10 protein-coding genes are annotated in these 23194 nt (G+C 62.8%); 4 read left to right on the forward strand and 6 right to left on the reverse strand.

Going from position 1 to position 23194, the window contains the following annotated elements; translation table 11 throughout:
* Positions 1–63: 63 nt before the first annotated feature.
* Genes ACIP8I_RS18075 through ACIP8I_RS18095 form a run of 5 tightly spaced genes read right to left on the reverse strand, consistent with a single transcriptional unit; the run spans position 64 to position 6337 of the window.
* Positions 64–861: an enoyl-CoA hydratase/isomerase family protein gene (locus tag ACIP8I_RS18075; RefSeq protein WP_400762796.1), complete on the reverse strand. Its 798-nt coding sequence runs from the start codon at positions 859–861 to the stop codon at positions 64–66.
* Entirely contained in the window at positions 858–2015 is a 1158-nt protein-coding gene (gene atuD / locus ACIP8I_RS18080) for a citronellyl-CoA dehydrogenase (protein ID WP_400762798.1), read from the reverse strand. Before atuD ends, ACIP8I_RS18075 begins: the two co-directional genes overlap by 4 nt.
* Before the next feature lie 30 nt (positions 2016–2045).
* Positions 2046–3662 (reverse strand): geranyl-CoA carboxylase subunit beta, encoded by a 1617-nt coding sequence (atuC, locus tag ACIP8I_RS18085; RefSeq protein WP_400762800.1) that lies wholly within the window; start codon positions 3660–3662, stop codon positions 2046–2048.
* A gap of 3 nt (positions 3663–3665) precedes the next feature.
* Complete coding sequence (locus ACIP8I_RS18090; protein WP_115989249.1) at positions 3666–4535, reverse strand: SDR family oxidoreductase; 870 nt, start codon at positions 4533–4535, stop codon at positions 3666–3668.
* Positions 4536–4546: 11 nt separating this feature from the next.
* Positions 4547–6337 carry an acyclic terpene utilization AtuA family protein gene (locus ACIP8I_RS18095; protein ID WP_400762802.1) on the reverse strand — a complete coding sequence of 597 codons (1791 nt, stop codon included), beginning with the start codon at positions 6335–6337 and terminating at the stop codon, positions 4547–4549.
* A 182-nt stretch (positions 6338–6519) separates the two neighbouring features.
* Between ACIP8I_RS18095 and ACIP8I_RS18100 the strand changes: the two genes are divergently transcribed.
* The 3 genes from ACIP8I_RS18100 (at position 6520) to ACIP8I_RS18110 (ending at position 9131) form a co-directional block, all read left to right on the forward strand.
* Positions 6520–7143: a TetR/AcrR family transcriptional regulator gene (locus ACIP8I_RS18100; protein ID WP_007969065.1), complete on the forward strand. Its 624-nt coding sequence runs from the start codon at positions 6520–6522 to the stop codon at positions 7141–7143.
* Positions 7144–7235: 92 nt separating this feature from the next.
* A complete protein-coding gene (locus ACIP8I_RS18105) occupies positions 7236–8033 on the forward strand; it encodes a substrate-binding periplasmic protein (RefSeq protein WP_400762804.1) in 798 nt (265 codons plus the stop codon).
* Between the two features lie 84 nt (positions 8034–8117).
* Positions 8118–9131: a GNAT family N-acetyltransferase gene (locus tag ACIP8I_RS18110; protein ID WP_400762806.1), complete on the forward strand. Its 1014-nt coding sequence runs from the start codon at positions 8118–8120 to the stop codon at positions 9129–9131.
* Positions 9132–9265: 134 nt separating this feature from the next.
* Here ACIP8I_RS18110 and ACIP8I_RS18115 read toward each other — a convergent pair whose 3' ends face one another.
* The gene (locus ACIP8I_RS18115; protein WP_027613402.1) at positions 9266–9820 is read right to left on the reverse strand and encodes an RNA polymerase factor sigma-70; all 555 of its coding nucleotides are present in this window, start codon (positions 9818–9820) and stop codon (positions 9266–9268) included.
* 369 nt (positions 9821–10189) lie between these two features.
* On the opposite strand from ACIP8I_RS18115, the gene ACIP8I_RS18120 reads away from it, so the two are divergent.
* Positions 10190–23188, forward strand: a complete 12999-nt coding sequence (locus ACIP8I_RS18120; protein ID WP_400762808.1) for a non-ribosomal peptide synthetase — start codon at positions 10190–10192, stop codon at positions 23186–23188.
* The last annotated feature ends 6 nt before the right edge of the window (positions 23189–23194 follow it).

The following is a 23194-nucleotide window of genomic DNA, read 5'->3' on the forward strand; positions in this document are numbered from 1 at the left end:
GCAAGCTCGCTCCCACATTTGGAACGCTTTCCGTCTGTGGGAGCGAGCCCGATCGCGAAGCTGTTAAGACGCCCACTTCGGTTTACGCTTTTGCACGAAGGCCATGGTGCCCTCGATCCCTTCGGCCCCGGTCACCGCTTCGCTGAACCACCGCGCCGCTTCATCCAGCAGTTCATCAGAGGGCTGCCCGGCACTGGCGAGCAGCAATTTTTTGGTCGCCGCGTTCGCTTCCGGTGCGCAGCACAGCACATGATCAAGCACTTCATCGAGGCGCTCGGCCAATGCCTGCGGATCCTGCTCGACAAAATGCACCAGCCCCAGCCGCCGCGCCTGATGGCCGTCGAAGCGTGCAGCAGTCAGTGCCAGTCGGCGGGTTTCGGTCAGGCCGATGCGTTGCACCACAAACGGGGCGATCTGTGCCGGCAGCAAGCCAAGGCTGGTTTCCGGCAGACCGAACTGCGCCTGATGATCGGCCATGGCGATATCGCTGACACACGCCAAACCGAATCCGCCGCCCAGCACTGCGCCCTGCAGCACGGTGATCAGCACTTGCGGTGCGTGCTGCGCTTCTTGCAGCAGCGCGCCGAAAGCGCGGTTCAACTCGCGATAGGCATCGGCGCCCTGGGCGCGGGCATTGGCCATGTCCTTGATGTCGCCACCGGCGCAGAAATGCCCGCCGGCACCGCTGAAGACCAGAGCGCGAACACCGCGGTCATCACGCACTGCCGCCAGCACCGCACGCAGTTCGCTGACCATCTGCAGGCTCATCGCATTGCGGCTGTCCGGGCGATTGAGGGTGATGTGCAGCACGCCGCCGTGCTGTTCCAGCAACAGCGTCTGGCAATCGGGCAGGGGGCTCATTTCTTTTTCCCCGGCAGGATGCCCATCAGTTTGCAGATGATCCCCAGCATGATTTCGTCGGCGCCGCCGCCAATCGATACCAGCCGCACGTCGCGATAGGCGCGGGCCACCGGGTTGTCCCACATGAAGCCCATGCCGCCCCAATATTGCAGGCAACTGTCGCTGACTTCACGGCCGAGACGGCCGGCCTTGAGTTTGGCCATCGACGCCAGGCGCGTGACGTCCTGACCTTTCACATATTGCTCGGTGGCCTGATAGACCAGCGCTCGCAGGCATTCGATTTCGGTCTGCAATTCGGCGAGACGGAAGTGGATCACCTGATTGTCGATCAGCGCATTGCCGAAAGTCTTGCGCTCCTTGCAGTACTCGATGGTGCTGTCGACGCAATATTCCAGGCCCTTGATCATGTTCGCCGCGCCGAACAGGCGTTCTTCCTGGAACTGCAGCATCTGCATCATGAACCCGGCGCCTTCGTGGCCGATGCGGTTGCGCTGCGGCACACGCACGTTGTCGAAAAACACCTGGGCGGTTTCCGAGCTGCGCATGCCGAGCTTGTCCAGGTGCGAGCTGAGGCTGATCCCCGGGGTGTTCATCGGCACCATGATCAGCGACTTGTTGATGTGCGGCTTGTCGTCCGAGGTGTTGGCCAGCAGGCAGATGAAGTCGGCACTCGGTGAATTGGTGATCCACATCTTGCTGCCGTTGATCACGTAGTCGTCGCCGTCCTTGCGCGCGGTGGTTTTGAGCCCGGCGACGTCGGAGCCGGCACCGACTTCCGAGACGCCAATGCAACCGACCTGCTCGCCGCTAATCGCGGGACGGAGGAACTCGTCGCGCAATTCATCGGAGCCGAAGCGCGCCAGCGCCGGGGTGCACATGTCGGTCTGCACGCCGATCGACATCGGAATGCCGCCGCAATGAATGGTGCCGAACTCCTCGGCGGCGACAACCGAATAGCTGTAGTCGAGGCCCATGCCGCCGAATTTTTCCGGTTTGGAAATCCCCAGCAGACCAAGGTCGCCGGCCTTGCGGAAAATCTCGTGGATCGGAAAGCGCCCGGCCTTTTCCCATTCATCGACGTGCGGGTTGATTTCGTGCTCGACGAATTGGCGGACGGTGCGGCGCAGTGCTTCGTGTTCCGGGGTGAAGATCATTTTTATTGTTCTCCTGGGGATCCGTGGCGGTCAGAAGCGGCTGACGCCGAAGCTGTTGGGTTGCAGCGTGCGGATGTCGGCTTCGTGGCAGATATCCAGCAGATAACCGAGCAGGGTGCGCGTATCGCGTGGGTCGATCAGGCCGTCGTCCCACAGGTTGGCGCTGCCGTAGAGCGCGGTGGACTGGCTGTCGAGTTTCTGCGCGGTGACCTGTTCGAGCATGTCGAGCATTTTCGGATCCGGCACCAGGCCTTCCTTGAGCTGTTTGGCCTCGGTGACGATGCGCAGCACCTTGCCGGCCTGCGCGCCGCCCATCACTGCGGTGCGGCTGTTGGGCCAGGCGAAGATGAAACGTGGATCGAGACCACGCCCGCACATCGCATAGTTGCCGGCACCGTAGGAGCCACCGACGACAATCGTCAGTTTAGGCACTCGCGCATTGGCCACCGCTTGAATCAGTTTCGAGCCGTGTTTGATCACGCCTTGCTGCTCGGACTCGGTGCCGACCATGAAGCCGGTGGTGTTGTGGAGGAACAGCAGCGGCGTCTGGCTCTGATCGCACAGTTGAATGAACTGTGCAGCCTTGCTCGCGCCGGCGGGGGTGATCGGGCCGTTGTTGCCGATCAAACCGCAGGCGCGACCGTGGATTTTCAATTGGCCGCAGATGGTTTGCTGATCGAACTCGCCCTTGAATTCGAGAAACTCCGATTCATCGGCAATCCGCGCAACGATTTCGCGCACGTCGTAGGGCTTCTTCGGGTCTTCGGGAATCAGCCCGAGCAGCTCGTCGATCGGGTACAGCGGCGCCTTGTATTGCGGTTCCGGCAGCCACGGCAGTTGTTCGTTCCACGGCAGCATGCGCAGGATCTCGCGTACTAGGCGCACGCCATCGGCATCGTTCTCGGCCAGGTATTCGGCGGTGCCGGCGACCTGCGCGTGCATCTCGGCGCCGCCCAGTTCCTCGTCGGTGGCGACCTCGCCAGTCGCAGCCTTGAGCAGTGGCGGCCCGGCAAGAAACAGCTTGGCTTTGCCGCGCACTACCACCACGTAATCCGACAGCCCCGGCTGATAGGCGCCGCCCGCCGTCGCCGAGCCGTGCACCACGGTAATTTGCGGCAAGCCCATGGCCGACATCCGCGCCTGATTGGCAAAACTGCGTGCGCCTTCGACGAAAATTTCGGCAGCGTAGTTGAGGTTGGCGCCGCCGCTTTCGGCCAGAGTGATCACCGGTAGTTTGTTGTCTTGGGCGATCTGTTGCAGACGCAGGGATTTTTTCAGGCCGGTGGGGGAGATCGTGCCGCCCTTGATCGCGCTGTTGTTGGCCACCACCATCGCCCGTATGCCGGACACGTAACCGATGCCGGCGATCAGACCGCCACCGGCAGCGCTGCCGTCCTTGTCGTCGTGCAGCTTGTAGCCCGCCAGGCTTGCCAGTTCGAGGAACGGCGCGCCGGGGTCGAGCAGCAGATTCAGGCGTTCACGAGGCAGCAGTTGCCCGCGCTTGTCGAATTTGGCCTTGGCTTCGGCAGCCTTGTTCAACAGGTTCTGTTCCAGTTGCTGGACGTGCTCGATGGCCCTGAGCATCGCTGCGCAGTTGCGCGCGAAAGCTTCACTGTGCGGATCGAGTTGGGACTGGATCTGCGGCATGGCTTACTCCTTGTCCTTGAGCACATCGGGCAGGTACGCCCGATGGAAACCGTTGAACGACTCGCTGTGGCTCGCCTTGTGTAGCGGCCATGCGCGGCTGCCGAGACTGGCCGCGCCATCGATTTTCAAGGTGCTGCCGCTGATGAACGCCGCCGCCGGGCTGAGCAGAAAAACGATCGCCGCACTGACCTCCGATTCGGTACCGATGCGTTTGAGTGGCACGTGTTCGCGCAGGGTCGGGATCACGGCTTTGAACGCGCCTTCATAAGTGTCCATGCCGCTGGACGCGATCCAGCCCGGCGCCACCGCGTTGACCCGCACCCCGGCGTAGCCCCATTCGAACGCGGCGGTCTTGGTGAAGTTGTCCATCCCCGAGCGTGCCGCGCCCGAGTGGCCCATGCCGGGCATGCCGCCCCACATGTCGGCGAGCATGTTGACGATGTTGCCGCCGTGTTTGCTCATCGACTGGTTGAACACTTCCCGGGCCATCAGGAAGCCGCCGACCAGATTGGTGCGCAGCACGGTTTCGAAGCCTTTCTGATTGATCGCGGCCAGTGGCGAGGGGTACTGGCCGCCGGCATTGTTGACCAGACCGTGGATCGGCCCGTGTTCGGCGATCAGCCCGGCGACTAGTTGTTTCACCGCGTCTTCGTCACGGATATCGCAGGCCTGCCAATGGGCGCGGCCGCCGTCTTCGCTGATTTCGGCGGCGACCTTTTGCAGCTTCTCCGGTTTGCGCCCGACCAGCAGCACAGTGGCGCCGAGCGCTGCCAGTTCATGCGCGGTGCAACGGCCAATGCCACTGCCGCCACCGGTGACGATGATGGTCTGGCCGCTGAACAGATCGGCTTTGAAAATCGATGCGTAAGCCATGAGCCCAACCTCTAGTCGAGTTGTTCGGCGATGCTCTGCGGCACCGGGATCTGGATTTCCAGTAACTGCTGGGCGAAGGCCTTGCCCTGTGGGTCGATGCGCAGACTCGCGACACCGCCGCCACCGAGGGCGTTCTCCAGCAGAAAATTCAGGCTGTGGGTGCCGGGCAGGTACCAGCGTTCGACCCGGCCATGGATCGGGTCGAGCACATGGCGCATCCAGTCGACAATCACCGCTGGCGTCAGCGCTTCGGCGATCCACGGCAGGTACTCGGGGCGGCGCGGCAAGACGCCGATGTTGCTGTGGTTGCCCTTGTCACCGGAGCGCGCCACGGCCAGTTTCACCAACGGCACACTGGCGTCGGCGCGGCCCTGGGGTTTGGGGGGCTGGTCGGGAGTTGGCAGGTCATGGCTATCGAGCGGCATCTGCACAGGGAGGGCGCAGGGATGTTGTTCACCGGCCATGTCGATGTGCAGGGTGCAGGCGGTTTTATCGATCAGGAACGAGAACAGGCGGATCAGCGGGTAAACCGTCGGCCGTCCGCCGACGATGCCGGTCAGTCCCGGCGCCATGCCGGTGGCGGCCTGGGCGATTTCCCGGGAGAACAGCACCAGCGCCGGTTTCAGTGGATGGCGCACCGCAAGTTTGATCACCACCTCGCGGCTGTCACGACGCTGGCCGTGAGGGCCGTATGTGGCTTCGCTGCCGAGCAGTTCGATGTCGACTTCGCTGTAGGGGGGCCAGCCGCGCTGGCTGAACATTTCGGCAGTCTTGTCGATGATTGCCTGACTGACACGTCGGGCTTTGTCCACCGCGTCGATGCCGGCGATCAGGCAACTGGCGGTGCAACGGAACCCGTCCGGCCAGGTCGCGCTGACCTTGTATTTATCGCTGGGCGGCAGGCCTTTGGCTCCGTGGACATGCACGGCGTTTTTGCCCTGTTGCTGCAGTTTCACCTGAGTGAAATCGCAGACCACATCCGGCAACAGATAGGCCTGCGGATCACCGATTTCATAAAGCATCTGCTCGCCAACGGTCAGTGGCGTAACGAGACCGCCGGAGCCTTCGGGTTTGCTGACGATGAACTGGCCGTCGGCGCTGACTTCGACGATGGGAAAACCGATGTGTTCGTAATCCGGCACGTCGCGCCAGTCGGTGAAATTGCCTCCGGTGCATTGCGCGCCGCATTCGATGATGTGCCCGGCCAGCGCGGCCTGGGCCAGTTTGTCGTAGTCGTGCCAGGCCCAACCGAACTCATGCACCAGCGCCGCGCTGACCACCGCGCTGTCGACCACCCGGCCGGTAATGACGATGTCGGCGCCCAGACGCAGAGCCTCGACGATGCCCGGCGCGCCGAGGTAGGCGTTGGTTGATACGCACATCGGCGGCAGCGGCGCGCCGTTGAACATTTCGTGGATGCCTTGGACGGCGAGTTGCTTGAATTGCGGTTGCAGATCGTCACCAAGCAGCACGGCGACTTTCAGACTGACCCCGGCCTTGTCGCAGGCGGCTTGCAGGGCGGCGGCACAGGCTCTCGGATTGATCCCGCCGGCGTTGCTGATCACGCGAATCTTCTGTTCGGCCAGTTGCGGCAGCAGCGGCGCGAGCACCTCAACGAAGTCCCCGGCGAACCCTGCCTGCGGGTCCTTCATGCGCGCGCCGGCCATGATCGACAGGGTGATTTCGGCGAGGTAATCGAACACCAGATAATCCAGCTGCCCGCCGGCCACAAGTTGTGCGGCGGCGGTACTGGTGTCTCCCCAGAATGCGCTGGCGCATCCGATGCGGACGGTGGTTGGCATTTTTATCTCCGACTCAGGAACCTGCGACAGAAGTGTCTGGAGGCTACCAAGCAAGCGCTTGGTTTGTAAACAGCTGAAATATCTCTGCCCAAGCGCTTGCTTGGTTGCGGCCCCGGGCTTAAATTGCGCGCAACCCTGCGCGTTCAGGGGGCAACAGACTGATCGACTGTAGGAGAGAACGGGTGGACGAGCAAAAAGCCCTGAGGGTCATGCGCGAACTGGTCGACCAGGGCCAGTTGACCGACCCTGACAGCGCCCGCGGCAAACTGCTGCAAGTGGCCGCTCACCTGTTCCGCAACAAAGGCTACGAGCGCACCACGGTGCGTGATCTGGCGGGGGCGGTAGGGATCCAGTCCGGGAGTATTTTTCATCACTTCAAGAGCAAAGATGAAATCCTACGGGCGGTGATGGAAGAAACCATCCGCTACAACACCGCGCTGATGCGCGCCGCGCTGGCCGAAGCCAGCAACGTGCGCGAGCGGGTACTGGCGCTGATCCGCTGCGAGTTGCAGTCGATCATGGGTGGCAGCGGCGAAGCCATGGCGGTGCTGGTCTACGAATGGCGCTCGCTGTCCGAAGACGGTCAGGCCAAAGTGCTGGCATTGCGCGATGTCTACGAAGACATCTGGCTGCAGGTGCTGGGCGAAGCCAAGGAGGCCGGCTTCATCCGTGGCGATGTATTTGTAACCCGACGTTTTCTCACCGGCGCGTTGTCCTGGACCACCACCTGGTTCCGTGCCGGCGGCAGCCTGAGCCTTGATCAGTTGGCCGATGAAGCACTAATCCTGGTGCTCGAAGAGCGTTAACCCACGTTCCAACAGGTCAGGAAACTGGCTAACTGGGCGAAACCGCCTAGCTTGAATGCATTGATCGGTATTTTTTCGGGGAGTGGGGTGTTTTGAAGTCTTCGCCAATTCGGACGACCGCAGGGCTTTTGCTCGTAGCGCTGACGGTATTTTGGGTGTTGCCCGCGCAGGCAGCGCAACTGGTTCGAGTGGGCGCCGCGCACTTTCCGCCTTACACCATCCGCCCGGAAAGCGGTGCTGACACCGGTCTGCTGCCGGAATTGGTCGAAGCGTTGAATGCGTTGCAGACGGAGTATCAGTTTGTCCTGGTACCGACTTCGATTCCCCGGCGCTTCGGCGACCTGAAGGAAGGTCGCACCGACATGGCGATTTTCGAAAACCCGGAATGGGGCTGGAAGGATATTCCACACACCACGGTCGATATGGGGCTGGAAGATGCCGAGATTTTCGTCGCGCAACGCAAAGATGCTCGCCAGGAGAACTACTTCGCCGATCTGAAGGGCAAGCGCCTGGCGCTTTACAGTGGATATCACTATGAGTTCGCCAACTTCAATGCCGATCCCAAATACCTGGCTGATACGTTCAATGCCTCGCTGACCTATTCCCACGACAGCAACTTGCTGATGGTCCTGCGCGGGCGGGCCGACATAGCCCTGGTGACGCGCTCGTACCTGTTCGATTATCTGAAGCGCAACGAAAAGGTCAAAGACGAGCTGCTGGTGTCGCAGCGCATCGATCAGATCTACCACCATTACGCGATTCTGCGCCCGAACGCACCGATCACCGGCGAGGCGTTCAGCAAGTTGCTGCAGGGTTTGCGCGACAACGGCCAGATGCTGAAGATCTTCGATCCGTACAAAATAGCCGTGGTGCCGGTGCCGCACTCCTGAGCAATTTTCGCCCCGGCGGCTAAATTTCCGCTCTTGGCTCACGTCCCATCGTTGAACTGTCGCCGATTATCGTGAGCCCGACCCATGTCCAATCTGAATGACCTGACTGCCCTGGCCTTGCCTTCGGGCAGTGAACTGGTAGCCGATGCAACTGAAAGCCGTCTGAACCTGAGCCTGGACGGGCAACCGCTGATTCGCCTGCGTCTGAATCGTGACGGCACCGGCCCGATTCAGCTCGATGAGCGTTTTGCCCTGCCGCCGGGCCTGGCGCTGTGGGCTGCCTGCTACTGGTTGTTCGCCCGTGAGCCGGAGCGTCAGCAATTGCTCTGGCAACTGGATCAGCCGCCCACCGAAGCCTTGCGCAGCGGCTTGCTGGCTGGCACCGACGTGGCCGGCGAATACCGTTGCGAGCGCACCCTTTTTTGGCAATTGCCGCAGCCATGGCTCGGTACATCGCTGAGCGGCAGTTATCCGCAACAAATGGTGATCAGCCAGGGCAAGCGCCATCCGCTGCGTCCGGTCAAGCCGCGCGGTGAAGTCTATCGACGCTTCGATGCGCGTCTCGGGGCGTGGATTTCCCTGCGTACGCTGGAGATCGAGCAGGATCTGGCGCGATTCAATCGCTGGCAGAACAGTCCGCGGGTCGCCAGTTTCTGGCAGGAGGAGGGCAGTCTTGAGCAGCATCGCGAATACCTCGGCAAGCTCGACGCCGATCCGCATACCCTGACGCTGATCGGGTGTTTCGACGATCAGCCGTTTGCCTACTTCGAAGCCTACTGGGCCAAGGAAGATCGCATCGCGCCGTTCTACGACGCGGACAATTACGACCGAGGCATTCACATGCTGGTGGGAGAGGAAAATCACCGTGGCCCGCACAAGGTCGCGAGCTGGTTGTCGGCGCTGGTGCACTATCTGTTTCTGGATGATCCGCGCACGCAACGCGTGGTCGCCGAGCCGCGTGCCGACAACGCGAAAATGATCGGCCACATGCAGAATCAGTGCTTCCACTGCGAGAAGGAATTCGACTTTCCGCACAAGCGCGCGGCGTTGATGATCCTGGGGCGTGAGCGGTTTTTTGATCGGTGCAAGCTGGCCTGAGGTTCAGGCCTCAAAGATCTACGTGATCTTGAGGCCGCATTCGCGAGCAGGCTTGCTCCCACACAGGTTCTGCATACACAGGACAAATGTGGGAGCGAGCCTGCTCGCGAATGGGGTTACCACGATTTCGCTGATTAACGACGACCCATCGAGGCCGCATCCCCGCGACTGCCCGACACCTTGCGGCAGTGCACCAGCGCATCACGAATCATGAAATTGACCAGGGTTGGCGAGACGCCGAGTTCCTTGGCGATGTCCTTTTGCGGCACCCCGTGCAGGCGGTACATCTCGAAGGCGTAGCGGGTGCGGCTGGGCAGTTCGGTCAGCGCGTCGGCGATGTGTTCCAGCGTCGAGAAATTGATGTGCGAGGTTTCCGGCGATGCGCCCTGAATGACCACGTTCAACCCTTCCTCTTCGGGACCGGAGTACTTCTGTTCCAGCGCCTGTTTGCGGTAGTGATCGATGGCGAGGTTGCGCACGATCTGGAACAGGTAACTCAATTGCGCCTTGATCGACGACGTGATCGGCGGAGCCGACTGCAAGCGGAAGAACGCATCCTGCACCACGTCTTCGGCGCGCGAACGGCAGCCGGTAATGCGCGCTGCGATCTTCACCAGAATCAGTCGATTGTCGACGAAGGCCTGAAGTAGCGGTGAATCGCACCTGCTTGTGGATACTTGTTCCGTCATGGAAATCACCTTGCTGCCAATAGGTTAGTGGGACGCCGGGGGACGGGGCCGTCCTACACATCGAGCGACAAATTATGTTGAATGATAATGATTGTCAATTGAGAAAGAGAACTAATGCTCCGTAAAGGTGCGAATCGAGAACTGCGACACACCGCCACACCCCGGCCCCCGTTGGCGATCCAGCCTGCCGACTAATTATTTCAAGACGTCATCCGTTCTCATTGGTGAATGGTTCCGGGTACCGAGTCCCGGCCAGAAAGCATTCCCATGCCTTGCGCGGTCGGCACAGACCGCGCCCTGCACGCCCTCGACCGGCGTGACGCAGTAACCCGATTCCACTTAGCAAGCCGAATTCAGGCAGGAAACCTCATGACCGACGCGTTCGAACTCCCCAGCACTCTGGTCCAAGCCCTCCAGCGCCGTGCGGCACAGACGCCGGATCGCCTGGCCCTGCGCTTTCTCGCCGAAACCGAGGAGCAGGGCGTGGTGCTCAGTTATCGCGAACTGGATCAACGCGCGCGCACCATTGCTGGCGCATTGCAGGCCCAGGCTGAGTTCGGTGATCGCGCGGTGCTGCTGTTTCCCAGCGGTCCGGATTACGTCGCGGCGTTCTTTGGTTGCCTGTATGCCGGGGTGATTGCGGTGCCGGCCTATCCGCCGGAGTCCGCCCGGCGTCATCATCAGGAGCGCCTGCTGTCGATCATTGCCGACGCCGAACCGCGTCTGCTGCTGACCAGTGCCGATCTGCGCGATGCCTTGCAGCAAATCGACGGCGCGCCACCGTTGCTGTGCGTCGATACTCTCGACAACGCCCTGGCCGAGCGCTGGGTCGAACCGACTTTGCCCGCAAACCACATCGCCTTCCTGCAATACACCTCCGGCTCCACTGCGCTGCCCAAGGGCGTGCAGGTCAGCCACGGCAATCTGGTGGCCAACGAGCTGCTGATCCGCCACGGTTTCGGCATCGACGTGAACCCCGACGACGTGATCGTCAGCTGGCTGCCGCTGTACCACGACATGGGCCTGATCGGCGGATTGCTGCAGCCGATTTTCAGCGGCGTGCCGTGCATTCTGATGTCGCCGGCGTACTTCCTCGGTCGCCCGTTGCGCTGGCTTGAAGCGATCAGCCAATACGGCGGCACCATCAGCGGCGGGCCGGATTTCGCCTACCGCTTGTGCAGCGAGCGGGTCAGCGAATCGGCGCTGGAGCGCCTCGACCTGAGCCGCTGGCGCGTGGCCTATTCCGGCTCCGAACCGATCCGTCTCGATTCCCTCGAGCGCTTCGCCGAGAAGTTCACCCCGTGCGGCTTCAGCGAAGACAACTTCATGGCCTCCTATGGCCTGGCCGAGGCGACCCTGTTCGTCGCCGGCACACCGCGTGGCACGGGCATTCCTGCGCTGCGCGTCGATGATCAGGCGCTGGCGCAAAACCGCGCCGAGCCGGGCGACGGCAGCCCGATCATGAGTTGCGGCATCAGCCAGCCGGAGCATGCGGTGCTGATCGTCGAGCCGAACAGCCTGCAAGAACTCAATGACAATGCGGTCGGCGAAGTCTGGGCCGCCGGCCCGAGCATCGCCCACGGCTACTGGCGCAACCCCGAGGCCAGCGCCAAGACCTTCGTCCAGCACGCCGGTCGCACCTGGTTGCGCACGGGTGACCTGGGCTTTATCCGCGACGGTGAACTGTTCATCACCGGGCGCCTGAAAGACATGCTCATCGTGCGCGGCCACAACCTCTATCCGCAGGACATCGAAAAGACGGTCGAGAACGAAGTGGAGGTGGTACGCAAAGGTCGCGTCGCGGCATTCGCGGTCAATCAGGACGGTGAAGAGGGCATCGGCATCGCCGCGGAAATCAGCCGCAGCGTGCAGAAAATCCTGCCACCCGAAGCGTTGATCAAAGCCATTCGCCAAGCGGTCGCCGAAGCGTACCAAGAGGCACCGAGCGTGGTGGTGCTGCTCAATCCGGGCGCGTTGCCGAAGACCTCCAGCGGCAAGCTGCAACGCTCGGCGTGCCGCAATCGTCTGGCCGATGGCAGCCTCGACAGCTACGCGGTGTTCCCCTCCGCCGAGCTGCAAAGTACCGAATCGACCCTGGCGGCTTCCGAACTGGAAGCGCTGATCGGCAAGATCTGGGCCGAGCAACTCAACCTCAAACAGGTCGGTGCCGACGACCACTTCTTCCTGCTCGGCGGCAACTCGATTGCCGCCACGCAAGTGATCGCCCGGGTGCGTGAAGAGCTGGCGCTGGAGCTGAACCTGCGTCTGTTGTTCGAAGCCCCGACCCTGTCGGCATTCGCCGCAGCCGTGGCACAGCAGCAACAGGACGGCGGCAGCGCCCAAGGCGCAATCAACACCTTGTCGCGCAGCGAAGCACTGCCGCAATCGCTGGCGCAAAACCGGCTGTGGATCACCTGGCAACTCGACCCGCACAGCAGCGCCTACAACATTCCCGGCGCCCTGCGTTTGCGTGGCGAGCTGGACGAAGAGGCGTTGCGCGCCAGCTTCCAGCAACTGATCGAGCGCCACGAATCGCTGCGCACGCGCTTCTTCGAGCGCGACGGTGTGGCGCTGCAACAAGTCGACGCTGCACCTGAATTCAATCTGCAACTGATCGACATCAGCGACCTGCCGGCGCACGAGCGTGAAGCCCGCGCGCAACAGATCCGCGAAGACGAGGCGCGCACTCAGTTCGATCTGGAAAAAGGCCCGCTGCTGTGGGTGACGCTGGTGCGTCTCGACGACGAAGATCATCAGTTGTTGGTGACGCTGCACCACATCATCGCCGACGGCTGGTCGCTGAACGTGCTGATCGACGAATTCTCGCGTCTGTACGCCGCTGCCTCCCAAGGCCAGCGCGCCGAACTCGCGCCGCTGCCGACCCAATACGCCGACTACGGCAGCTGGCAGCGCCAGTGGCTGGCGCAAGGCGAGGGCGAGCGACAACTGGCGTACTGGAAAGCCCGACTGGGCGACGAACATCCGGTGCTGGAACTGGCCACCGATCATCCGCGTTCGGCCAAACAATTGCACAGCGCCGCGCGCCACAGTGTGCGCCTTGGTGTCAGCCTCAGCGACGCGATCAAGCAGACCGCGCAGGCGCATCAATCGACGCCATTCATGCTGCTGCTCTCGGCTTTCCAAAGCTTGCTGCACCGCTACAGTGGTCAGCGCGATATCCGCATCGGCATCCCCAACGCCAACCGTCCACGCCTGGAAACCCAGGGTCTGATCGGCTTCTTCATCAACACTCAGGTGCTGCGTGCCGAGGTTGATTCACGGCTGTCGTTTGTCGAATTGCTGGCACAAACCCGCGAGGCGGCGCTCGGCGCTCAGGCTCATCAGGATCTGCCGTTCGAACAACTCCTTGAAGCGTTCCCGCAGGCCCGTGAACAAGGTCTGTTCCAGGTCATGTTCAACCACCAGCAGCGCGACCTGAGTGCGCTCAAGTGCCTGCCGGGGTTGCTCGCTGAAGAACTGCCGTGGCACAGCCGCGAGGCTAAGTTCGACCTGCAACTGCACAGCGAAGAAGATCGCAACGGACGCCTGACCTTGTCCTTCGACTACGCCGATGAACTGTTCGATGCGACGACCATCGAGCGTCTGGCCGAACATTTCAGCAACCTGCTGCGCGCCGTTTGCGAACAGCCGCAACAGGCGATCGGCGACCTGCCATTGCTCACTCCATGCGAGCACGAACAGCAACAGGCATGGAACATCGCCCCGTGTACCCCGGCACAACAATGGCTGCCAGAACTGCTTAACGAACAGGCGCGGCAAACTCCGGAACGCACTGCGCTGTTGTGGGACGGTGGCAATCTCGACTTCGCCGAATTACACGCCCAGGCCAATCGCCTCGCGCACTATCTGCGCGATAAAGGCGTCGGTCCGGATGTGTGCGTGGCGATCGCAGCCGAGCGTTCGCCGCAACTGCTGATCGGCCTGCTGGCGATCATCAAGGCCGGTGGCGCCTATGTGCCGCTGGACCCGGACTATCCGGCCGATCGTCTGGCTTACATGCTCAGCGACAGCGGCGTCGAATTGCTGCTGACCCAGACCGCATTGCTCGACCGCCTGCCGGCCAGCGACGGCGTCAGCGTGATCGCGATGGACGCGTTGCACCTGGAAAACTGGCCGAGCCAGGCACCGGGCCTTCACCTGCACGGCGACAACCTCGCCTACGTGATTTACACCTCTGGCTCCACCGGGCAACCGAAAGGCGTCGGCAACACCCACGCCGCGTTGGCCGAACGTCTGCAATGGATGCAGAACAGCTATCGCCTGAACGAAACCGACGTGCTGATGCAAAAGGCGCCGATCAGTTTCGACGTGTCGGTGTGGGAGTGCTTCTGGCCGCTGATCACTGGCGCGCGTCTGCTGATTGCCGGCCCCGGCGAACACCGTGATCCGCATCGCATCGCGCAACTGGTGCAGGAATACGGTGTGACCACGCTGCACTTTGTGCCGCCGCTGCTCGCGCTGTTCATCGACGAGCCGCTGAGCGCCGACTGCACCAGTCTGCGCCGGGTGTTCTCCGGCGGTGAGGCGCTGCCGGCGGAGCTGCGCAACCGCGTGCTGGCGCAACTGCCGGCGGTGCAATTGCACAACCGTTACGGCCCGACCGAAACCGCGATCAACGTCACCCACTGGCACTGCACCACGGCCGACGGCGAGCGTTCGCCAATTGGCCGGCCGCTGGGCAACGTGATCTGCCGCATTCTCGACGCCGATCTCAATCCCGTGCCGGCCGGTGTGCCGGGTGAGCTGTGCATCAGTGGCATCGGTCTGGCCCGGGGTTACCTTGGTCGTCCGGCACTGACGGCCGAGCGCTTTGTGGTCGATCCAATGGGCGAGCAGGGTGCACGCCTGTACCGCACCGGTGACCGTGCACGCTGGACCGCCGACGGTGTGATCGAATACCTCGGACGTCTCGATCAGCAGGTCAAACTGCGTGGTTTCCGCGTTGAACCGGAAGAAATCGAAGCGCGGCTGCTGGCTCAAAACACCGTCGCCCAGGCCGTGGTGCTGGTGCGCGAAACCGCGGCCGGTGCGCAACTGATCGGCTATTTCACTGCCGCCGACGCCAGCGAAGATCAGGACGCACAGATCGCCCGCCTGAAAACCGCACTGGCCTCCGAGCTGCCGGAATACATGGTCCCTGCGCAACTGATGCGCCTGGACGCGATGCCCCTGAGCCCGAGCGGCAAGCTCGACCGTCGCGCCTTGCCTGAGCCGCAGTGGCAAGTGCGTGAGCACGTCGAACCGGCCACCGAGCTGGAACAACAGATCGCCGCGATCTGGCGTGAAGTGCTGGGTCTGCCACGGATCGGTCTGCGTGACGACTTCTTCGCCCTCGGCGGGCACTCGTTGCTGGCGACGCAAATCATCTCCCGCAGCCGTCAGGCCTGTGACGTCGAGTTGCCGTTGCGCGCCTTGTTCGAGCACAGCGAACTCGGTGACTTCGCCGAACAGATCCGCCTGATCCAGGCCAGCGGCCAGACCAACCAACAGCCGCCGATTGCCAAAGTCGATCGCCGCCAGGCGGTGCCGTTGTCCTATTCGCAGCAACGCATGTGGTTCCTCTGGCAGATGGAGCCGGACAGCCCGGCGTACAACGTCGGTGGCATGGCGCGCCTGCGCGGCGTGTTGCACGTCGAGCATTTCGAGGCGGCCTTGCAGGCGTTGATCCTGCGCCACGAAACCCTGCGCACCATATTCCCGAGCGTCGATGGCGTGGCCCGTCAGCAGGTGCATGCCGAGACCGGCGTGCGCATGGGCTGGAAAGATTTCTCGAAACTGCCGGCGGACCAGCGTGAACAGAACGTCCAGCAACTGGCCGATGACGAAGCGCATCTGCCGTTCGACCTGGAAAGCGGCCCGCTGTTGCGCGCCTGTCTGGTGAAGACCGCCGAGCACGAGCATTACTTCGTCCTGACCCTGCACCACATCGTCACCGAAGGCTGGGCGATGGATATTTTTGCCCGCGAGCTCAGCGCGCTGTACGAAGCGTTCGTCGATGACCGTGACTCGCCGCTTGAAGCGTTGCCGGTGCAGTACCTCGATTACAGCGTCTGGCAACGGCAGTGGCTGGAGTCCGGTGAACGCCAGCGCCAGCTCGATTACTGGACTGCGCAGCTCGGTCGCGAACATCCGCTGCTGGAGCTGCCCGGGGACCGGCCGCGTCCGCCGGTGCAAAGCCATCAGGGCGAACTGTTCCGTTTCGATCTGAGCGACGATCTCGCCGCTCGCGTCCGTGCGTTCAATGCGCAAAACGGTCTGACCCTGTTCATGACCATGACCGCTGCGCTCGCCACCTTGCTCTATCGCTACAGTGGCCAGACCGACCTGCGCATCGGCGCACCGGTGGCCAACCGTATCCGCCCGGAAAGCGAAGGGCTGATCGGTGCATTTCTCAACACTCAGGTACTGCGCTGCCAGCTCGACGGCCAGATGTCGGTCAGCGAACTGTTCGAGCAAGTGCGCCACACCGTTATCGAAGGCCAGTCGCATCAGGACCTGCCGTTCGATCATCTGGTCGAAGCGCTGCAACCACCACGCAGCGCGGCGTACAACCCGCTGTTCCAGGTGATGTGCAACGTGCAGCGCTGGGAATTCCAGCAGAGCCGCATGCTCGCCGGGATGACCGTCGAGTACCTGGCCAACGATGCGCGTGCGACCAAGTTCGATCTCAACCTGGAAGTCACCGACCTCGACCATCGCCTCGGTTGCTGCCTGACCTACAGCACCGATCTGTTCGACGAGCCGACCATTGCGCGCATGGCCCGGCATTGGCGCAACCTGCTGGAAGCGTTGATCGCCGATCCGCAACAGCGTCTGAGCCAATTGCCGCTGCTCGACCCGACTGAGCAACAGCAGTTGCTCGACAGCCTCGGCGTTGAACCGGGCGAGCGTCGTCTCGATCAGTGCATCCATCATCTGTTCGCCGAGCAGGCGCTGGCGCGCAAAGATGCCCCGGCCCTGACCTTCGCCGGGCAGACCTTGAGCTACGCCGAACTCGACGCTCGCGCCAATCGCCTGGCCTGGGCCCTGCGCGAGCGTGGGGTCGGTCCGCAAGTGCGGGTCGGTCTGGCGCTGGAGCGCTCGCTGGAAATGGTCGTCGGCCTGCTGGCGATCCTCAAGGCGGGCGGCGCTTACGTGCCGCTGGACCCGGAATACCCGCTCGACCGTCTGCACTACATGATCGAAGACAGCCGCATCGGTCTGCTGCTCAGCGACCGGGCGATGTTCAACGCCCTCGGCGATCTGCCATCGAACGTGGCGCGCTGGTGCCTGGAAGATGACAGCGCCGCGCTGGTGGATTATCCAGTCAGCGAGTTGCCATTTATCAGCCTGCCGCAGCATCAGGCCTATCTGATTTACACCTCGGGCTCGACCGGCAAGCCGAAGGGCGTGGTGGTGTCGCACGGCGAAATCGCCATGCATTGCCAGGCGGTGATCGAGCGTTTCGGCATGCGCCCGGACGACTGCGAACTGCACTTCTATTCGATCAACTTCGACGCCGCCACCGAACGTCTGCTGGTGCCGCTGCTCAGCGGCGCGCACGTGGTGCTGCGGGCGCAAGGGCAGTGGGACGCGGAAGAAATTTGCAACTTGATCCGCACCCATCGGATCAATGTGCTCGGATTCACTCCGAGCTACGGCAGCCAGTTGGCGCAGTTCCTTGCCACGCAAAACCAGGTTCTCCCGGTACGGATGATCATCACCGGCGGCGAAGCGCTGACCGGCGAACACCTGCAACAGATTCGCGCCGCGTTCAAACCGAGCCTGTTCTTCAACGCCTATGGCCCGACTGAAACCGTGGTCATGCCGCTGGCCAGTCTTGCACCGGAAGTGCTGGAAGACGGCGCTGGCAGCGTGCCGATCGGCAGCGTGATCGGTGACCGCGTGGCGTACATTCTCGACGCCGATCTGGCGTTGGTGCCGCAAGGTGCGACCGGTGAATTGTTCGTCGGCGGTGCCGGTCTGGCCCAGGGCTATCACGACCGTCCGGGCATCAGCGCCGAGCGTTTCGTGGCAGACCCGTTTGCCGCCGATGGCGGGCGCATGTACCGCACCGGCGATCTGGTGCGCCAGCGCGCCGATGGTCTGGTGGAATACCTGGGCCGGATCGACCATCAGGTGAAAATCCGTGGTTTCCGCATCGAGCTGGGCGAGATCGAAACCCGTCTGCTCGATCACGCTTCGATCCGTGAAGCGGTGGTGCTGGCGCTGGATGCGCCGAGCGGCAAGCAACTGGTCGGCTATCTGGTCAGCGACGTCGCCGAACAAGGCGAAGCCCGACAAGCCGAATTGCGCGAAGCACTGAAGTCGCACCTCAAGGCGCAATTGCCGGACTACATGGTGCCGACGCACCTGATTCTGCTGGCGAGCATGCCGCTGACCGCCAACGGCAAACTCGACCGCCGCGCCTTGCCGGCACCGGATCCGGAGTTGAACCGTCAGCACTATGTCGCCCCGAGCAATGAGCTGGAGCAGACTCTGGCACAGATCTGGTGCCAGGTGCTTAACGTCGAGCAGGTCGGTCTCAACGACAACTTCTTTGAACTCGGTGGCGACTCGATTCTGTCGATTCAGGTGGTCAGTCGTGCGCGACAGCAGGGCATTCATTTCAGCCCGCGTGATCTGTTCCAGCATCAGACGGTGCAGACCCTGGCCGCTGTCGCCAGCCGTAGCGAGCAGGTGACTGCCGAGCAGGGACTGGTGGTCGGTGAGTCGGCGATGACGCCGATTCAGCACTGGTTCTTCGACACTGATATTCCTGAGCGGCAGCACTGGAACCAGGCGTTGCTGCTGGAGCCAAGCGTGGCGCTGGAACCGCATCGTCTGGAGCAGGCGCTGCTGGCAGTGATCGAACAGCACGACGCCCTGCGTCTGCGCTTCACTCAGGCCAACGATCAATGGCAAGCCACGCATCAACCGGTGTCCGACGCCGAGGTGTTGTGGCAGGTGCGGGTGGCGGCGATGGACCAGTGCGCAGCACTGTTCGCCGATGCCCAGCGCAGTCTCGATCTGCAAAACGGCCCGCTGCTGCGCGCCTTGCTGGTCGATGGTCCCGAAGGGCAGCAACGCCTGTTCATTGCGATCCATCACCTGGTGGTCGACGGTGTGTCGTGGCGCGTTTTGCTCGACGATCTGCAAACCGTGTATCGCCAACTCGAGGCCGAGCAGTCGGTAAAACTGCCGGCGAAAACCAGTGCCTTCAAGGACTGGGCGGCACGTTTGCAGGCCTATGCCGGCAGCGAATCGTTGCGTGAAGAACTGAACTGGTGGCAGACGCAACTGGCCGGGCCGAACGCCGAACTGCCCTGCGAAAACCCGCAGGGCGGACAGCAGAACCGTCACGCGCAAACCGTCAGCGTACGACTGGATGCCGAGCGTACCCAACAGCTGCTGCAACAGGCGCCGCGCGCCTACCGCACGCAGGTCAACGATCTGCTGCTGACCGCGCTGGCCCGTGTGCTGTGCCGCTGGAGCGGGCAGCCGTCGGCATTGATTCAACTGGAAGGCCACGGCCGCGAAACCCTGTTCGACGAGATCGACCTGACCCGCACCGTCGGCTGGTTCACCAGCGCCTACCCGTTGCGCCTGACCCCGCACAACATCGAAGAGGCCGCCGGGCAGGTGGCTTCGATCAAGGCGATCAAGGAGCAACTGCGCGCCGTACCGCACAAAGGCCTCGGCTATGGCGTGCTGCGTTATCTGGCCGATGACCTCAGCCAGCGCAGCATGGCGGCGTTGCCGAACGCACCGGTGACCTTCAACTACCTCGGCCAGTTCGACCAGAGTTTCGCCAGCGATGCGCTGTTCCGTCCGCTGGATGAATCGGTCGGTGCGGCCCACGATCCGCAGGCGCCGTTGCCCAACGAGTTGAGCATCGACAGTCAGGTGTACGGCGGCGAATTGCTGCTGCGCTGGACCTTCAGCGCCGAGCGTTATGACGCGCAGACCATCAACGATCTGGCCGATGCCTACCTCGGCGAACTGCAAAGCCTGATCGGCCATTGCCTGCAAGACACTGCTGGCGGCCTGACACCTTCGGACTTCCCGCTGGCGAAACTGACCCAGGCGCAACTCGACGCACTGCCGGTACCGGCGGCGCACATCGAAGACGTCTACCCGCTGACGCCGATGCAGGAAGGCATGCTGCTGCACACCTTGCTCGAACCGGGCACCGGCCTGTACTACATGCAGGATCGCTACCGCATCAACAGCGAGCTCGATCCCGAGCGTTTCGCCCAGGCCTGGCAAGCGGTGGTCGCGCGTCATGAAGCGCTGCGTGCATCGTTCTGCTGGAACGTCGGCGAGGACATGCTGCAAGTGATCCACACCCCGGGTCGCACGCCGATCGAGTACCTGGACTGGAGCGCCGTTGCCGAGGACGAGCAAGAACCGAAGCTGCAGGCGCTGCTGAAAAGCGAGCGCGAAGCCGGCTTCGATCTGCTCAATCAGGCACCGTTCCACCTGCGCCTGATCAAGGTCGGTGCGGCGCGCTACTGGTTCATGATGAGCAACCACCACATCCTCATCGATGCCTGGTGCCGTTCGCTGTTGATGAACGATTTCTTCGAGATCTATACCGCCCTCGGTGAAGGTCGCGAAGCACAGTTGCCGGTGCCGCCGCGTTACCGCGATTACATCGGCTGGCTGCAACGCCAGAGCCTGGCCGAGGCGCGGCAGTGGTGGCAACAGAACCTGCAAGGTTTCGAACGCACCACGCCGATCCCGAGCGACCGACCGTTCCTTCGTGAACACGCTGGCGAAAGCGGCGGCATGATCGTTGGCGACCGCTACACGCGACTGAATGTCGAGGACGGCGCCCGTCTGCGTGAGCTGGCCCAGGCCCATCAACTGACCATCAACACCTTCGCTCAAGCCGCTTGGGCCTTGGTGTTGCGCCGTCTGAGCGGTGATCGCGACGTGCTGTTCGGCGTCACCGTGGCCGGCCGTCCGGTGGAGATGCCGGAGATGCAACGCACCGTCGGCCTGTTCATCAACAGTATCGCGTTGCGGGTGCAGATCCCGGCGGACGATCAGCGCGCCAGTGTGCGCCAGTGGTTGAGTGCTCTGCTCGACAGCAACATGCAACTGCGCGAGTACGAATACCTGCCGCTGGTGAACATTCAGGAGCAGAGCGAACTGCCGAAAGGCCAGCCGCTGTTCGACAGTCTGTTCGTGTTCGAAAACGCGCCGGTGGAAGTCTCGGTGCTGGACCGTGCGCAAAGCCTCAACGCGACCTCGGATTCGGGCCGTACCCATACCAACTTCCCGCTGACGGCGGTGTGCTACCCGGGCGATGACCTCGGCCTGCACCTGTCGTATGACCAGCGCTACTTCGACGAATCGACCATCGAGCGCATGCTCGGCGAGTTCAAGCGCTTACTGCTGGCGCTGGTCGATGGTTTCCACGGCGACATGGCCGACCTGCCGCTGCTGGGGGCCGAGGAGCAGGACTTCCTGCTGCACGGCTGCAATCAGAGCGCCCACGATTATCCGCTGGAGCAAAGCTACGTGGCGCTGTTCGAAGCGCAGGTTGCGGCGCATCCACAGCGCATCGCCGCTACGTGCCTTGATCAGCAACTGAGCTATGCCGCGCTCAACCACAACGCCAACCGTCTCGGTCATGCGCTGGTTGCGGCCGGGGTGCAGCTGGATCAACCGGTAGCGTTGCTGGCCGAGCGTAATCTTGATCTGCTGGGGATGATCATCGGCAGCTTCAAGGCCGGTGCCGGTTACCTGCCGCTGGATCCGGGCCTGCCGAGCCAGCGTCTGCAACGCATCATCGAGTTGAGCCGCACGCCGGTGCTGGTGTGCAGCGAAGCCTGCCGCGACCAGGCGCAGACCTTGCTCGATGAGTTCAGCTGCGCCAACCGCCCACGGCTGTTGGTCTGGGAAGAGGTGCAGGAGTTGGCGACCTCCGCGCAAAACCTCGGCATTTACAGCGGCCCGGACAACCTGGCCTACGTGATCTACACCTCGGGTTCCACCGGCTTGCCGAAAGGCGTGATGGTCGAGCAGCGCGGCATGCTCAACAACCAGTTGAGCAAGGTGCCGTACCTGCAACTGACCGACGCCGACGTGATCGCGCAGACCGCTTCGCAAAGCTTCGATATTTCGGTCTGGCAGTTCCTCGCCGCGCCGCTGTTCGGGGCGCGGGTGGACATTGTGCCAAACACCATCGCCCACGATCCGCAGGGGTTGCTGGTGCATGTACAGGCGCAGGGCATCACCGTGCTGGAGAGCGTGCCGTCGCTGATTCAGGGCATGCTCGCTTCTGATCGCCTGAGCCTCGACGGCCTGCGCTGGATGCTGCCGACCGGTGAAGCGATGCCGCCGGAACTGGCGCACCAATGGCTGCTGCGCTACCCGGACATCGGTCTGGTCAATGCCTACGGGCCGGCGGAATGCTCGGATGACGTGGCGTTCTTCCGGGTGGACATGGCCTCGACTCGCGGCAGTTACTTGCCGATCGGTACGCCGACCGACAACAACTTGCTGTACCTGGTCGATGGCGCGCTGGAGCTGGTGCCGTTGGGTGCAGTGGGTGAGTTGTGCGTGGCCGGCACCGGCGTCGGTCGCGGTTACGTCAGCGATCCGTTGCGCACCGCGCCGGTGTTTGTGCCGAACCCGTTCGGCGCGCCGGGCGAGCGTCTGTATCGCACCGGTGACCTCGCGCGGCGCCGCAGTGACGGGGTGCTGGAGTACGTTGGCCGGGTCGACCATCAGGTGAAGATTCGTGGTTACCGCATCGAACTGGGTGAAATCGAAGCGCGTCTGCACGAACAGCCGGAAGTCCGCGATGCGGCGGTCGGCGTGCAGGAAGGCGTGAATGGCAAGCACTTGGTCGGCTATCTGGTCGCGGCGGATTCGGCGCTCAACTCGAGCGAACGTCTGGAGCGAATCAAGCAACGCCTGCGCAGCGAACTGCCGGAATACATGGTGCCGCTGCACTGGTTGTGGCTGGATCAGTTGCCGCACAACGCCAACGGCAAACTCGACCGCAAGGCCTTGCCGGCGCTGGAGATCGGCCAGTTGCAGAGTCAGGATTACCTGGCCCCGCGCAACGAGCTGGAGCAGACCCTGGCCGACATCTGGGCCGAGGTGCTCAAGGTCGACAAGGTTGGGGTGTGCGACAACTTCTTCGAGCTGGGCGGTCATTCGCTGCTGGCCACGCAGATCGCCTCGCGGGTGCAGAAAACCCTGCAACGCGATGTGCCGCTGCGGGCGATGTTCGAGTGCAGCACGGTGCAGGAGCTGGCCGAGTACATTGAAGGGTTGGCGGCCGGTGACATGACCGAGGACAAGGTGGATCGCTTGAATGATCTGATGGCGGAGCTTGAAGGCTTGTAATCTTCG

The sequence above is a fragment of the Pseudomonas sp. NPDC088414 genome, from assembly GCF_044753325.1.
In the GTDB taxonomy this organism is placed as follows: Bacteria; Pseudomonadota; Gammaproteobacteria; order Pseudomonadales; family Pseudomonadaceae; genus Aquipseudomonas.